This is a genomic window from Ewingella sp. AOP8-B2-18, from assembly GCF_052376015.1.
GTDB lineage: Bacteria > Pseudomonadota > Gammaproteobacteria > Enterobacterales > Enterobacteriaceae > Ewingella > Ewingella allii.
Genome location: NZ_JBQSVB010000001.1, coordinates 834,386 through 848,299, shown reverse-complemented (window position 1 = coordinate 848,299; position 13,914 = coordinate 834,386). Strand labels below are relative to the sequence as shown.

Here is a 13,914-nt window from a genome sequence, read left to right as displayed (position 1 = left end):
TGCGCCTGAATCATAATTCTTCTTGCCGATCAGCAGACGGTTTTGTTTTCCCACTCGGTCAGCAACTGCATGATTTGGCGGGAGTCCTGCGGGCGAACCGCCGGGCGAGCCAAGGCTTTCTCGCCGTTTTGCAGCGCCTGCCACACCGCGCGCACCTGATAGTGGAAGGCGTCGCCGTCGGCGCTCACCTCATGGCGCTGCTCTTCCCCTTCATACGGCAAAACGCTGATCACGTTGGCCTGCGCCTCTGGCAGCCACGGGTTGGAGATGATTTCCATCCGCCCTTTGCTACCTGCGACCGAAAACGCCCAGAACATACCGTAATCTTCCGCACAGTGCAGCTGCGCCAGCGCGCCGTTGGCGAACTGAATGGTTGCCGCCGTCTCGCCGATGTTGCCGTCACCCAGATTGCGGCGGCCGTGGGCCGTCAGCTCCCACGTCGGGCAGGTGCCATCCGCGCTGGCGCTCTGCATCACTAGATGAATCAGCGACGCCGGGTAGCAGCCGAGGTTGTAGATAGCCCCTTTGCTGCCCGGATTGACAAACTGGGCAATGGATGCGCAGTAGCTGGCGTTAATGGAACGCACCTCGCCCAGCTCGCCGCTGGCAATCACTTCGGCAATTTTGCTGGCAAAAGGATGGGTTAAGTACATCAAGCCTTCGAGGAAGAACACCCCGTTGCTTTCCACAGCGGCAAGGGCGGCGTCGGTGTCCGCCATGGTCACTGACAGCGATTTTTCACACAGAATGGCTTTACCGGCGTTGGCGGCTTTAATCACATATTCATGGTGAATATGGTTTGGCAGGCCGATATACACCACGTCCACGGCGGGGTCGTTAATCAGTGCGTCGTAATTGTCATACTGAGTTGGCGTCGGGTGCTGTTTTAAAAACTCCTCCAGCCCTGTGGGTGAACGCCCCGCTACGGCGTAAAGGGTCGAGCCGTCATGCTTTTCAATGGCTTCGGCCATAATGCCGGAGATAAAGCTGGTGCCCAGCAGGCCCCAGTTCAACGTTTTCGTGTGGCTCATGCGACTGGCTCCTTGACCGGCAATTGGCACAGGGTGGCCTGTACAAACTCAGTCAGACCGGAATGGATAAAGCGCTGTGTATGGGCCTCGTCGAAATGGCGCTGCGACGCGGCTTCATCTTCATAGCGTTCCCAGAGAATGATGCGCCGCGAGTCCTGTTTATCCTGCAATGCCATGGCGAATGAACAGCCGGCCTCGCTATTCATGTCGGCGCAAAATTGCTCAATAGCGGCAAGGGCCAGGTTAATATCCACCTCTTCTTTGATGCGGATCTCAGCGTTAACAAAATGTCCTTGTGTAAACATATTTTCCCCGGGGTTTGATAAAGATTGGCAGGTAATGCAAAGAGCGAGATACGGGTAACGCGGCTCTTTATAATAAAAATCAGCTCACCAAAATAGTGCGAATTAATAAAATTCTCACCACTTCAGGGCATTATTTAAAGTAACAGAGTCTGTTTGTTCCTTTTTTGAACGCAATCGATTGCTCATGACAAACATTATGAAAAAATCAGGTGAGTTTTGTGACGTTGCTGCTATAGTGCGCGCTTTAAAACACCACTCACACTCATTGGAGCCTTTATGGCGTCAAATATATTGCATTTCCTTCTGAGCCTTATAATGATATTCGGTATCGGCTGGCTGATAAGCTACAACAAACGCGGTGTTAAATTGCGGTTTGTAGTGCAAATTCTGGTGATTGAAATCGCACTGGCATGGGTGCTGTTATACAGCCAGGCCGGTGTGTACTTGATCTCTGGGCTATCTGGCGTGTTTACTAACTTGATGAGCTACGCTCGCGTCGGTACAGACTTTGTATTTGGCGGTCTGGTGAATGACAACCAGTTCAGCTTCTTCTTATTCGTATTATGCCCAATCATCTTTATTTCCGCGCTGATTGGTATTCTCCAGCATTTACGTATTCTGCCATTAATGATTAAAGGCATCGGCTATCTCTTATCCAAAATTAATGGAATGCCGCGTCTGGAATCCTTTAATGCCGTGAGTTCTTTATTGGTCGGGCAATCAGAAAACTTCATCGCTATTAAAGATATTGTTCCGCACCTTAATGAACGCCGCATGTATACATTATCGGCAACCGCTATCTCTACCGTTTCCATGTCTATTGTGGGTTCTTATATGACCCTGTTGGAACCGCGTTACGTGATGCTGTCGCTTATCCTGAATATGCTTTCGACCTTCGCCGTGTTGCAGGTGGTTAACCCGTATTCTGACGAAGCCGATAATCAAATGCCGAAACTGAACGTGCCGAAACACAGCTTCGTAGAAATGCTGGGCGAGTACATCATGGCCGGTTTCAAAATGGCGATGATCGTTGCCGCGATGCTGGTTGGCTTTAACGCCCTGCTGGCGATGGTCAACGCCATCTTCCTCGGCGGCTTCGGTAAGAGCTTCCAGGACATCATTGGCTATCTGTTCTACCCTGTGGCGTGGTTGACCGGCATTGTGAGCCAAGACTCACTGACCGCTGGTAGCATTATGGGCACCAAAATCGTGGCTAACGAATTCGTTGCCATGCTGCAGATGAAAGACCTGATTGCCCATTTGGAACCCCGCACCGTGGCGATTCTGTCGGTGTTCCTGGTCTCCTTCGCTAACATTTCTACCGTCGGCATCATCGCCGGTGCCGTAAAAAGTATCGAAGAGGTTCAGGGTAACATGGTAGCTCGCGCCGCCTTCCGCCTGCTGGTTGGCGCAACGCTGGTGAGCCTGCTGTCTGCTTCAATCGTGGGTCTGGTTTACCGTTAATCCCCGCGAACTCTCAGGGTGCAGCCGCCACGGCTGCACCCTGCTTCTCCTCCCGCTTTAATTCACTTTCTTCACCGTCAGCTCCAGCCTTGAGGCTCTCCCCGCGCCAACAAATACGCTATTGGTCGCCACCCGTTTTAATCGCGCCTGCCCCTCCGGCTCGCCGCTATTGGGGTTGCAGTCAAAATGCGGGAAGTTGCTGCTGGCGATATCCAGTCGCAGGCGATGTCCAGCGCGGAACAGGTTACAAGTGGCGAAAGGCTCGATGACCACTTCCACCGCCTCGCCCGGCGTCAGCATCTGCTCCTGCTCCCAGCCGTTGCGATAACGGCAGCGAATGATTCCGTCGGTGATATTCATCGCATAGCCCTGCGGGTAGTCCTCCGAGGGCGGGTAGATATCCACCAGTTTGGCGGTGAAATCGGTGTCTGGCGCGTCACTGGCTACCCACAGGTGGACGCGGATCTCCCCCGCCACCAGCAGGTCTTCAGTCAGCGGCCCAGTTTCAAACACCAGAATGTCAGAGCGGGCGCTGAGCGGCAGATTGTCTCCCCGGCTGCCGAAGAACTCCGGCGTTTCCCGCTGGTCGAAAGCGCCCCCCGCAAACACCGGCAGGCCGGAGGTCAGCGCCCCGCCGAGGGTCGGCACCGGCTGGCGTGGGTCGGCCTGATAGCGCAATTCGCCCTGCGCGCTCTCCGGCGGCTGCGACAGCAGGCTGTGGTCGGCATGCAGATACAGCACCTGTTTTTGACTCTCCGCCAGCGGCCATTGCACATCGTGCATCCACTGGCCGCCGTGAATGAGTCGCCCATTGTCATCTTGCTTGCCACTGCCGCCGCCCATGGCGAAAACAGTAACCTGATGGCCCTGCGGCTGGGCTTCAGCCGGTTTGAGCCAGCGGTCGAACCAGTCGATTCGGCAACTCAGCCAGTCAGTCTCCACATTGGCGTCAAAGGCCGCCGCCTCGCCAAACTCCACGTTGCCGCTATAAGTCACATTTCGATCGCCGTGCAGCCACGGCCCCATGATCAGGCGCTGCGGCGCGGTTTTCCCACGGCAAAATGCATTAAAGTTATCCAGCGTGGAGCTGACGTAGGCGTCATACCAGCTCGACATAAACAGCACCGGCATATCCGGGATGTGCTCATAGCTCCCCTCGGCATAAATACCGTTTTGCTGCCAGTATGGCCCGAAGGTGCCCTGCGACCACTGCTCGAACAGATAAGCCTCATACTCCGGCACGTGGCGCAGCGGCGAATGGCCCGGCGTCCACGGCATGGCGGCAAACCAGTCGCGGATATTTTCCTGCTCAAGAGCCTGAAGGATCAGTGGATTTTGCTGTGCTTCCGGGCTCTCTTTCGCCTGCTTATAGGCCCAAGTGGCCTGTTTTAGCTCGAACGCACCGCCCTGACGAATACCACAGCGATAGGCATTGCTGAACCCGCCGGAGTCCAGCACCATGGTTTTCAGCCCCGGCGGGTTGAGGCAGGCCATCGCCATCTGGGTGTGGGCGGCATAAGATAACCCCATGCTGCCAATCTGCCCATTACACCAAGACTGCTGGAGGATCCACGCCAGCGTGTCGACGCCGTCCGGCCCTTCCGAAGTGTATTTGGTAAATATTCCCTCCGAGCCGTAGCGACCGCGACAATCCTGAAACACCACCGCGTAGCCACGCCGGACCAGCGCCAGCGCCATGGCTTCGCGCGATATCTGCGTACCGTCGCGATTCACCTCCGAGCGCGATTGCCCGCGCTTGTCATAGGGCGTGCGCTCGATAACCACTGGCAGGCGCGCAATCGGCGCATCCGGCAGATAGACATCGGTCGACAGATGCACGCCGTCGCGCATCGCCACCCGGCAATCGGCCAAACGCACCATCCCCTGCCTGACCACTTCAGACTGACTTCTGTTCACAAAACGCTCCTTGTTTTCATTAATAGCCAATCGAAACGGCAAAGGTCAGCATGGCGATACTCAACAGCATGAAAAAGATAAATAGCGGCAGGATAAATTTCGCCCACTGGGTCCAGCCCACCTGCGCCGACGCAAGGAAAATCAGCAGCCCGCTGGAAGTTGGGGTGATCATATTGGTCAGCCCATTACCGAATAAGAACGCCAGCACGGTCGTTTGCGGCGCGACGCCGGAGAGCTGGCCGAGCGGCCCGAGGATCGGCATGGTCACGGCGGCCTGCCCCGAGGTTGAAGGGATCACGATGTCGAGCAGCAGCTGGCAGATAAACATGCCGTAGGCCGAGACATAGGCGCCGTGCTGCCCCACCAGCTGCACCAGATCGTTAATCAGCGTGTCCATCACCTTGCCTTGGCTAAGGACGATTTCCACCGCCGTCGCCAGCCCAATCAGCAATCCGGCAATCAGCACTTTCTTCATGCCGCTGACAAAGGCGTCGGCCGAGGCGCTGGCCCCTAAGCCACTCATCGCAGCGAAAATCATGCTCATAAACAGATAGTAAGAGGCCAACTGGGCGTTTTTCCACTGCCACTGGTTGGCGGCGTACACCATGAAAGCGATGCCCACCGTCAGGGTCAGCATCATCAGGGTGTGGCGCGAAGAGAGGCGCGTGGCGGAAAACGCCACCGTGGCGTCCTTCAGCTTGCCGTGTTTGCGAATGGCCCACAGCACGTACAGCACGCCAAAAAACATAAACACGCAGTAAGAGAAGACGCGCATGCTCAGGCCGCTAAAAATTTGCAGGCCGACCAGCGGCTGGGCGATGGAGAGTGCGTAAGGGTTGGTGATCGACGCCAAATAGCCGACTTTTACTGCGATCGCCACAATAGCCAGCCCCAGAATATTCGGCAGCCCGAGGCGATTCATCAGCGCCACCACAATGGGGATCACCAGCAGATACTCCTTGGCTAGCCCCATAAAGGTGCTACCCGCCGAGAAGGCAATCATCAGGAAAGGCACCAGCAGGTAGATATTGCCTTTAGTGACGCTGAGCAGCCTTTCGAGCGACGCCGAGATCGCCCCCGCCTCGTTCAAAATGCCAAACATGCCGCCGATGAACAGCACCATGACAATCAGGCTGGCCTGCTTGATGATGCCAGCCGGGATCGCCAGAAAGCCGTCAATCAGGCTGGCGGGCTGGGCCTGCGCGCTGCTGTCCGCTGCGCCAAGCCCCACCACTTGCCCCAGCGAGAAGCTTTTGTCGATCACCTGATAGGTGCCGGGCAGCACTTTTTTGCCTTCATGCTGAAACTGCCCGGAGTCCAGCACCCAGGTCATCACCACTGCCAGCAGCACGATAAACAGCAGTACCAAAGTTGGATTCATCTGGCGCATTGGCGAGTTCGCCGGTGCAGCCTCTTTTGAGAGATCAGCCATCAATTTCCGCCTTATTGTCATGATAGGAAGCGAGGAGTGGGGCCAGCGGCAGCGAGCCATAGGCCGGACTGCCCAACTGGTGAGAGATCTGCGCCGCGGCGCGATGCAGCGCCTCAATCATCGGCTGCTGATATTGTTCCGCCCGACCGGCGGGGGCGCTAAGACTGAGGGAGGCCGCGCAGCGATTGTGATTATCAAAAACCGGCACGGCGAATGCCCAGACGCCCGTGGTTAATTCGCCCTGTGAACAGCAGAGCTGCCGCTGACGAATGTCGGCTAATAAGGCGCGGAGAGCCTCCGACTGCGGTGACTGCTGCAAAAATTCATCCCGCAGCTCTTCCGGCGCATAGGCCAGCAGCAACTTACCGGAGGCCCCGGCCCCCAGCTTGCGGCGGTTGCCCACCGCGCTGCGCACTTGCAGCACTTGCCGCGAGGTGCGCACGGCGATCTGCACGATTTCACTCCCTTCGCGCAGACGAATTTGCAGGTTTTCATTCAACTGCTGGCTGAGCTGGTCGAGCACCGGCTCGGCGATTTCCGTCAGGTTAATCTGCCGACGGGCATTGACGCCCAGCACCAGCAGCTGATGCCCCAGCCGGTAAGTCACCGGCTCCCCGGAGCGTTGGACAAAAAACTGGTTTTCCAGCGTGCACAATAGGCGATAGGTGCGCGACTTGGTGAGGCCGCTTTTGCGGGCGATCGCACTCAGCCCTAGCCCCGGGTTTTCCGCCAGCAGGTTAAGCAAACGCAGCGCGCTATCCACGCTAGCCACATTGAATTCCGTCATTAAATTTCCTTTATTATCAATCGGTTCACTAGATGAACCAACGTTTCATTTTAGGAGGAAATGCAGACTTGCATGTTTCTTATGCGCTGACAAGGCAGGGGCATTTGGCGCAAAGCGATTGGGGATGGTGTTTAATAGCAGCAGATAAAAAATGGACAGTTTTTACTTTGGCGGAGAGAGGTAATGACAGGCGAGATGACTGGATTTTGTTCTACGCGAAGATTTTTAACAATTTGTTATCTTTTTCGATCTTTGCGATCCAGAGTGGGCCTAAGGTGAGAAAACCATTTCACGGCTACAGTTAACTTAACTGATTAACCTGAGGTTTTGCCGCGCCATGTCCCTCTTCCCCCTCAAGCACTATGTTCATAACCGCCCGCGCCTGCTCTGCGCCATTATCGCGGGAGTGGCATGCTACTTTTTATTGCCACTATTTGCGGTACATCTGTCTGTTTTTGAACGGTTAATGGTCAGCTGGAATGTGCTGGCGTGGCTCTACCTGATTTTGATTTGGGTACAGATGATGACCGCTAAGCCCGAGCGAATTCGCGAGGTGGCGCAGTCGCAGGATGAGAGCGCCACGCAGGTGCTGACGCTGGTCAGCATCACCTGTCTGGTGAGTATGCTGGTGATTTTTATGGAGCTGAGCACGGTGAAACAGCTCTCCGGCACGGCGAAATCCTTCCATTTAATTCTTACCGTGACCACGCTAATTGTCTCCTGGTCGCTGCTGCCGACCGCCTTTTCGATGCATTACGCCCATCTCTATTACCGGCGCGGCGCGGAGTCCCACAAGGCGCTGCTATTTCCGGATAAAATCGACAAGCCGGAATATTGGGACTTCCTCTACTTCTCTTTCACGCTGGCGGTGGCCTGCCAGACTGCCGATGTCGCCACCGGTAATACTGAAGTCCGGCGCATTACGCTGATCCAATCGGTGCTGGCATTTGTGTTTAATCTGGCGGTGCTGGGGCTGTCGGTAAACGTTGCGGCGGGGTTAATGAGCTAGCCCACAGCTGCCGCTCCAGCTCCAGTAATAGCAATTGCTTTAGTTGTTCCACCACTGCCGGGGGCTTCGGCTGGCGTTGGATCAGGCCGATGCCCATGGAAGGCAGCGCGGGCAGCTGGGCGCTGAGGTTTGACGTCAGCGAGTGCGGCACGCCAATGGCCGAGCGCACGGTGATCCCTAATCCCGCATTCACCGCCGCCCATATCCCGCCCAGGCTCTGGCTGACAAAGGCCACCCGCCAGGCAATGCCTGCGGCGTCCAGCGCGTCGGTGGTGCATTTGCGAAACAGGCACGGTGAGTCGAACATCACCAGCGGCACCGGATCGCCGCGCTGGATAAAGTCGCTGAGGGGGAAATCCGGGGTGGAGATCCAGCGCAGCGGCAATCTTTTCAACGGCATAAACGCATTGTGCGGCGGCTGCTGGCACCAGATCAGCGCCAAATCCATCTCGCCGCTTTCCGTCGCTTCTATCAGCACCTGATTGCGGGCGATATGCGCCGTCACCTGCACGCCGTCGTGGGCTTTGGCAAACTGCCCGAGCACCGGCGGAATTAAGCTTTCACCAAAATCCTCCTGCAAGCCGAGCTGCACGCTGCCCTGCAATAACGCACCGCGCAGCGACATCAGGGCTTCATCATTGACCGCCAAAAGTCGTTTGGCGTAGCCCATCAGCCGCTCACCGCAGGGTGTCAGCACCAAGTGACGCCCCTGCTTTTTCACCAGTTGCGCCTGACACTGCTGCTCAAGCTTTTTGACGTGTACGCTCACCGCCGAGGTAGATCGGTGCAGGCGCGCGGCGGCCTGAGCAAAGCTGCCGCACTCAATTCCCACCACAAAACTGCGCAGCGCGTCGAGGTCCAGCGTTGAGGTAATAGGCGTCATAACACTCCCGATTTTATGGACATTTTATTGCGAATATTTCGATTTTATAAACCTTATACCCGAGCAACAATCCTCCTGTCACCACTTATCAGGAGTTACCCATGTCCCAGCCTTTAAATCGAGAAACCCTGCAACGGGTTGCCCCAAAACTGTCCGAACTCACTCGCGACGTGCTGTTTGGTGATATCTGGCAACGCCCGGATTTAACACCCCGCGACCGGAGTTTGATCACGCTGGCGACGCTCACCGCCCTTGGCCGCACCGGGCAGATCCCTTGGCACATCAATTTCGCGTTGAGTAACGGCGTCGAGCGCCAAGAGCTTGTCGAACTGTTCACCCATCTGGCTTTCTACGCCGGATGGCCCGCCGCCGTGGCCGCCCTTGAATGTCTGCCGCAGGAGTAATCTATGCCGATTTCGCGCATTACCTTTCACCAAGCCAGCTACGACGCGGAACAAATAACACAGGTTTCCGCGATTTTGCATCAGACACTGGTGGATGCCTTTTCCGTCCCCGCCAATGACCGTTTTCAGGTGCTAGACCCCAAAGCGCCGGGGGAACTGGTGTATGACCCGCACTATCTGGCGCAGGGCCGGACCCCGCGTTTTCTGCTGTTTTCAATTCTTGGCGGCAAGCCGCGCAGCAGCGCGCAGAAAGCCGAATTCTACCAGCTGCTGACCGACAGGCTAGTTGCGGCCCTGGCAATCAGCCCGTCAGACGTGATGGTGACGGTGCAATTCAACAGCCTCGATGACTGGTGTTTTGCTGAAGGAAAAATAGCCTCGGCCTAAACTTGCACAACACATAAGTACCTACTAATGTGTTTGTATGAATGAAAATGACATCTTTAAAGCGCTGGCGGACCCCACCCGCCGCGCCATCTTCGACAAACTGGTGGCGGGCAGCATGAATGCCAGCGCCCTGCGCGAAGGTTTGCCCATCAGCCAGTCCGCCATGTCGCAGCATCTGGCGGTGCTGCGTAACGCCCATCTGATCCGCGAAGAAAAACAGGGTAGATTTGTGAATTACGACGTCGACCCGGATGGCGTCGCCCTTATCGCGCAATGGCTGGCGAAGTACCGCGCCTTCTGGCCTGAGCGTATCGGCAGTCTTAAAACCTTGTTGAAGGACATGGAATAATGACGCAAAAATCGCCCCCACGGCTTGAGCTGGAATACCGGCTCGACGCCCCGCCGGAGAAGGTCTGGCGGGCCATCAGCACCCCCAATTTGCGCCAGCAGTGGCTGCCGAATAGCCTGATCGCTAGCGCCGAACCACTGAGCGCCACGCCCAACCAAGAGCTACGTTTGCGCATGCGCGACGACCAGCCGCCGTACCTCGAAAGCACGGTGCTGTTTCAGATTCGGCCCGACCACGGCGACGGCAGCGTGCTGAAGATTGTTCACACCCTAGATGATGTCAGAATTGCCGCCAACGATGCCGACGCCCTGCTGATGTGCGCCGCCTAACCACATGTAAACTTTGGAGGTTTTATGCCAGACGCGATGCAACTTATCCCGATGGTGGTGGAGCAATCCAGCACCGGCGAGCGCTCTTTCGACATCTATTCGCGTCTGCTGCGTGAAAGGATCATCTTTCTCAATGGCGAAGTGAATGACGGCATGGCGATTTTAATCTGCGCGCAAATGCTGTTTTTAGAGGCAGAAAACCCTCAGCGGCCGATTAATCTCTACATCAACTCCCCCGGCGGGTCAGTGACCAGCGGATTGGCGATTTACGACACCATGCGCTTTATTCAGGCACCGGTTCACACGCTGTGCATGGGCACGGCGGGGTCGATGGGGTCATTCTTGCTGATGGCCGGAGAGTCGGGGCATCGCCTTGCCTTGCCTAATGCCTCCGTGGTGGTACATCAGCCGTCGGGCGGATTTCAGGGGCAAGCCACGGATATTTTCATCCACGCGCAGAACATGCAGCGAACCAAAAGCTTGATGATTAAGCTCTATGCCGAGCACTGCGGGCGCACCACCGAAGAGGTCGAGCGAGCGCTGGATCGCGATAACTTTATGACCGCCGAGCAGGCGGCCGAATGGGGATTGATTGACCGCGTGCTGCACCATCGCCAGCCCGCGGAGAATCTGCTTTAAGTGCTCTTTGCCGGGTTCTGTGTAGGACAAAAATGATAATTGTCAGCGAGGGCCTAAAGGCGTTGACAACCTTTCTCGAACCTCCTAAAACCTGATTAGCTGTCGAGCTTGGTGCCGATTCAGCAGGCACAGGAGGACTTATGTCCGCGATTAAAATCGGAATTGTAGTATTTAACGACATCATCCCTTTCCACCTCTCCGTGCCTTGCGCCGTGTTTGAAAAGGCAGTGGATGCCAAGGGTAAGCCTTTGTATCAACTGTTTGTTTGTGGCATAGAGTCCGGCCCGTTGCGCACCAACACCGGCTTTTCCATCGTAGCGGATCACCGGCTACATAAGCTGGAAGAGGCGGATATGGTGATTGTGCCGAGCTGGAGTCAGCCGGAGGTTTTGCCGCCACAAGAGCTGATTGATGCCCTGCTTCGCGCCCACCAGCGCGGTGCCAAAGTGGTCGGCTTATGCATGGGGGCTTTTGTTCTGGCAGCGGCGGGGTTACTCGATGGCCGCCCGGCCACCACCCACTGGAACTGGATGAACGATTTTATGCGTCTCTACCCGTCGCTGAAGGTGGACCAAAACGTACTTTATGTAGATGACGGCGACATTGTGACCTCCGCAGGCACCTCGGCCAGCATTGACTGCTGTCTGCATCTGGTTCGCCAGCAGTGTGGCGCGGACATTGCCAACTCGGTGGCACGCCAGTTGGTGGTTCCGCCCCACCGTCAGGGCGGACAGGCGCAGTTTGTTGAGCAGCCGGTGTATAACACGGCGGGCGGCGACCGCTTTATGCAGGCTTTGAACTGGGCCTCTTCCCACCTGCAACAGGCATTGACCGTAGAGCAACTGGCAGACAAAGCCTTGATGAGCCGCCGCAGCTTCACCCGCCGTTTTCAGCAGGTCACTGGCACCACTTTCACCCAATGGCTGTTAAACCAGCGCCTTTCCGTCGCCCAACGCTTTCTGGAAAAAACGGACCAGCCGGTTGAACGCATCGCGCAAGAATCAGGTTTCGGCTCTGCTCTTTCCATGCGTCGCCACTTCCAGCAGCAATTTAAAACCTCGCCTTCACTCTATCGCCGGGAATTTAAAACGCTGGGAGAATAACGCGGTTGGAATGTCGCCAATAAAAATCCCGCCACGGCTGATATCACCGGGCGGGAATAGTGGATGCAGGCTTAGTGTGAATTAGTGAACCGGCAGTTCCAGCACGGCGTCGGTAGTTTTGATTTCGGCAAACACGTCAGCTACGCCCGCCAGTGCTGCGCGTTGCAGCGTTGCGTGATCTACCACCTTGTTATCCCACGTCGCCAGGTCACGGGTTGCAGTGGCGTCTTCTGGAATAATCACTTCATAGTCCAATGGCACGGCGTCGCGCGCCGTGGAAGAGACACACATGTGGGTCATCAAACCTGTGACCAGCAGCTTCTTGATCCCCAGCTTTTTCAGCTGTTTATCCAAGTCAGTCCCGACGAAGGAGCTTGGCGTGGCTTTGGTGATTACGTGGTCAACGCTGGTCGGTTGCAGGTCTTTGTGGAACTCAGCAAATTTACTGCCTTCGGCGAACAGCGGGCCATTGGCTGGGCCAAGGTGGCGGACGAAGAACACTGGCATTTTGTGGTCATGGGCGAATTTCACCAGACGCTGGGTGTTTTTTAGGGCTTTCATACCATCAGGAATCGGCATTTTCCGCTGAAATATTCGTTTTGGAAGTCGATCACAATCAGCGCCGTGGCGTTGGCTTCAAGAGAAGTCGTCGCCTGCGCGCCGGACATGGTGCGAATAGTCGGAGCCTGTGCCGCCGTGGTGGCAAACGCCAAACTAGAAGCTGACATAGATAACGCCAGTGCGCTGCATGCAAATAACTTTTTCATTAAATTTCATCCTAATCATTGGTCGACAGAAGACATTTTCCGTCGCAATTTGTGGGATGCATTGTGCGACTCGCCGCACTTTTCAGACAGTCACCGGGGTCACCAAAAGCAGTCATATTGGGCCAAAATAGGCATGGGAAAGTGTCATATAAGATGTTTATTATGTTGGCAGGCGTTAAACCGCAGTCACCTAACAGGCAGGAAGATAATCATGAACAGCTTTGATTCCCCACGCGTTGCGCTGATTGGCCCCGGGGCAATTGGCACCACTATCGCCGCCGTGATGCACGAAGTCGGGCGTACTCCGGCGATTTATGGCCGCACGCCCCATCCGCACCTTGAGCTGCGCTTCGACGGAGGCGAGATCCGCGTGCCGGGGCCGGTAAAGGTGGATGTTCCACAGTTGAGTCAGCCTTACGATCTGGTTTTTGTGGCGGTGAAAACCACCCAGATTGACGCCATAGCCCCCTGGTTGTCCGCCCTCTGCGGCCCGCAAACCGTGGTCTGCGCCCTGCAAAACGGCGTTGAGCAGCAGAACTTGCTGGCACCTTATCTTGCCGGAGGGCCAGTGCTGCCTTCAGTAGTGTGGTTCCCCGCCCAGCGCGAAGTCGACGCGTCAGTATGGCTGCGCAGCAAGCCGCGCCTCACCCTGCCCGACATGCCCGCCGCTCAGCGTGTTATTCAGGCACTCGAGGGGACGAGGTGTTCAGTTGAAGTCGAGGCCGATTTCATTTCGGTGGCGTGGCGCAAGCTGTTGCAGAATGCCGTCGCCGGGCTGATGGTGCTGACGGGCCGCCGCGCGGGGATGTTCTCTCGTAGCGACATTACCGAGCTGGCGCTGGCTTACCTGCGCGAATGCCTGAGCGTGGCGCGGGCCGAAGGAGCAAACTTGGGGGATGACGTCCCGCAGCAGATCATCGCGGGATTCCATCAATCCCCTGCCGACTTGGGCACGTCGATTCTTGCCGACCGACAAGCGGGACGGCAGCTTGAATGGGATATCCGCAACGGCGTGGTGCAGCGCTATGGCCGCAAACACGGCATTGCCACGCCAATCAGCGACTTAGTGGTGCCGCTGCTCGCCGCCGGCAGCGACGGGCCGGGCTGA

General features: G+C 56.5%; 16 protein-coding genes and 1 pseudogene. 10 read left to right on the top strand and 7 right to left on the bottom strand.

Annotated features, from left to right (window positions below):
* Nucleotides 1-29 precede the first annotated feature (29 nt).
* Together ACT3RR_RS03945 and ACT3RR_RS03940 are read right to left on the bottom strand one after the other, a co-directional pair.
* The gene (locus ACT3RR_RS03945; protein ID WP_496199789.1) at nt 30-1,031 is read right to left on the bottom strand and encodes a Gfo/Idh/MocA family protein; all 1,002 of its coding nucleotides are present in this window, start codon (nt 1,029-1,031) and stop codon (nt 30-32) included.
* Nucleotides 1,028-1,336 carry a putative quinol monooxygenase gene (locus ACT3RR_RS03940; RefSeq protein WP_396132509.1) on the bottom strand — a complete coding sequence of 103 codons (309 nt, stop codon included), beginning with the start codon at nt 1,334-1,336 and terminating at the stop codon, nt 1,028-1,030. The genes ACT3RR_RS03945 and ACT3RR_RS03940 overlap by 4 nt, the downstream gene beginning before the upstream one ends.
* Before the next feature lie 276 nt (nt 1,337-1,612).
* Here ACT3RR_RS03940 and ACT3RR_RS03935 point away from each other — a divergent pair, with 276 nt between their 5' ends.
* Nucleotides 1,613-2,800, top strand: coding sequence for a NupC/NupG family nucleoside CNT transporter (locus tag ACT3RR_RS03935; protein WP_496199788.1), 1,188 nt, complete (start codon nt 1,613-1,615; stop codon nt 2,798-2,800).
* Between the two features lie 57 nt (nt 2,801-2,857).
* On the opposite strand, the gene ACT3RR_RS03930 is transcribed toward ACT3RR_RS03935, so the two are convergent.
* From ACT3RR_RS03930 to ACT3RR_RS03920, 3 genes are read right to left on the bottom strand one after another with little or no spacing between them, the layout of a single operon-like run.
* A complete protein-coding gene (locus tag ACT3RR_RS03930) occupies nt 2,858-4,717 on the bottom strand; it encodes a CocE/NonD family hydrolase (protein ID WP_496199787.1) in 1,860 nt (619 codons plus the stop codon).
* Nucleotides 4,718-4,736: 19 nt separating this feature from the next.
* Nucleotides 4,737-6,149, bottom strand: coding sequence for a YfcC family protein (locus ACT3RR_RS03925; RefSeq protein WP_353501787.1), 1,413 nt, complete (start codon nt 6,147-6,149; stop codon nt 4,737-4,739).
* Nucleotides 6,142-6,936 carry an IclR family transcriptional regulator gene (locus ACT3RR_RS03920; protein ID WP_496199786.1) on the bottom strand — a complete coding sequence of 265 codons (795 nt, stop codon included), beginning with the start codon at nt 6,934-6,936 and terminating at the stop codon, nt 6,142-6,144. Before ACT3RR_RS03920 ends, ACT3RR_RS03925 begins: the two co-directional genes overlap by 8 nt.
* A gap of 32 nt (nt 6,937-6,968) precedes the next feature.
* Here ACT3RR_RS03920 and ACT3RR_RS03915 point away from each other — a divergent pair, with 32 nt between their 5' ends.
* Nucleotides 6,969-7,241, top strand: coding sequence for a hypothetical protein (locus ACT3RR_RS03915; protein WP_496199785.1), 273 nt, complete (start codon nt 6,969-6,971; stop codon nt 7,239-7,241).
* 32 nt (nt 7,242-7,273) lie between these two features.
* A complete protein-coding gene (locus tag ACT3RR_RS03910; RefSeq protein WP_486029793.1) occupies nt 7,274-7,945 on the top strand; it encodes a DUF1345 domain-containing protein in 672 nt (223 codons plus the stop codon).
* Here ACT3RR_RS03910 and ACT3RR_RS03905 read toward each other — a convergent pair.
* Nucleotides 7,890-8,828, bottom strand: a complete 939-nt coding sequence (locus ACT3RR_RS03905; protein ID WP_496199784.1) for a LysR substrate-binding domain-containing protein — start codon at nt 8,826-8,828, stop codon at nt 7,890-7,892. The genes ACT3RR_RS03910 and ACT3RR_RS03905 overlap by 56 nt on opposite strands.
* A gap of 101 nt (nt 8,829-8,929) precedes the next feature.
* On the opposite strand from ACT3RR_RS03905, the gene ACT3RR_RS03900 reads away from it, so the two are divergent.
* The 6 genes from ACT3RR_RS03900 to ACT3RR_RS03875 all read left to right on the top strand — a co-directional run bounded on the left by ACT3RR_RS03900 (nt 8,930) and on the right by ACT3RR_RS03875 (nt 12,039).
* On the top strand, nt 8,930-9,232 hold the full coding sequence (locus tag ACT3RR_RS03900) for a carboxymuconolactone decarboxylase family protein (protein WP_496199783.1): 303 nt from the start codon (nt 8,930-8,932) through the stop codon (nt 9,230-9,232).
* Nucleotides 9,233-9,235: 3 nt separating this feature from the next.
* On the top strand, nt 9,236-9,619 hold the full coding sequence (locus tag ACT3RR_RS03895; protein ID WP_486029799.1) for a tautomerase family protein: 384 nt from the start codon (nt 9,236-9,238) through the stop codon (nt 9,617-9,619).
* Between the two features lie 37 nt (nt 9,620-9,656).
* Nucleotides 9,657-9,968 carry an ArsR/SmtB family transcription factor gene (locus tag ACT3RR_RS03890; protein WP_496199782.1) on the top strand — a complete coding sequence of 104 codons (312 nt, stop codon included), beginning with the start codon at nt 9,657-9,659 and terminating at the stop codon, nt 9,966-9,968.
* The gene (locus ACT3RR_RS03885; protein ID WP_496199781.1) at nt 9,968-10,297 is read left to right on the top strand and encodes an SRPBCC family protein; all 330 of its coding nucleotides are present in this window, start codon (nt 9,968-9,970) and stop codon (nt 10,295-10,297) included. Before ACT3RR_RS03890 ends, ACT3RR_RS03885 begins: the two co-directional genes overlap by 1 nt.
* Nucleotides 10,298-10,321: 24 nt before the next feature.
* Nucleotides 10,322-10,936, top strand: coding sequence for an ATP-dependent Clp protease proteolytic subunit (locus ACT3RR_RS03880; RefSeq protein WP_496199780.1), 615 nt, complete (start codon nt 10,322-10,324; stop codon nt 10,934-10,936).
* Between the two features lie 140 nt (nt 10,937-11,076).
* Entirely contained in the window at nt 11,077-12,039 is a 963-nt protein-coding gene (locus tag ACT3RR_RS03875; RefSeq protein ID WP_496199779.1) for a GlxA family transcriptional regulator, read from the top strand.
* A gap of 81 nt (nt 12,040-12,120) precedes the next feature.
* Here the strand turns inward: ACT3RR_RS03875 and ACT3RR_RS03870 are convergent.
* Nucleotides 12,121-12,806: pseudogene (locus ACT3RR_RS03870) on the bottom strand (cysteine hydrolase family protein).
* Between the two features lie 211 nt (nt 12,807-13,017).
* On the opposite strand from ACT3RR_RS03870, the gene ACT3RR_RS03865 reads away from it, so the two are divergent.
* Nucleotides 13,018-13,914, top strand: coding sequence for an oxidoreductase (locus ACT3RR_RS03865; RefSeq protein ID WP_496199778.1), 897 nt, complete (start codon nt 13,018-13,020; stop codon nt 13,912-13,914).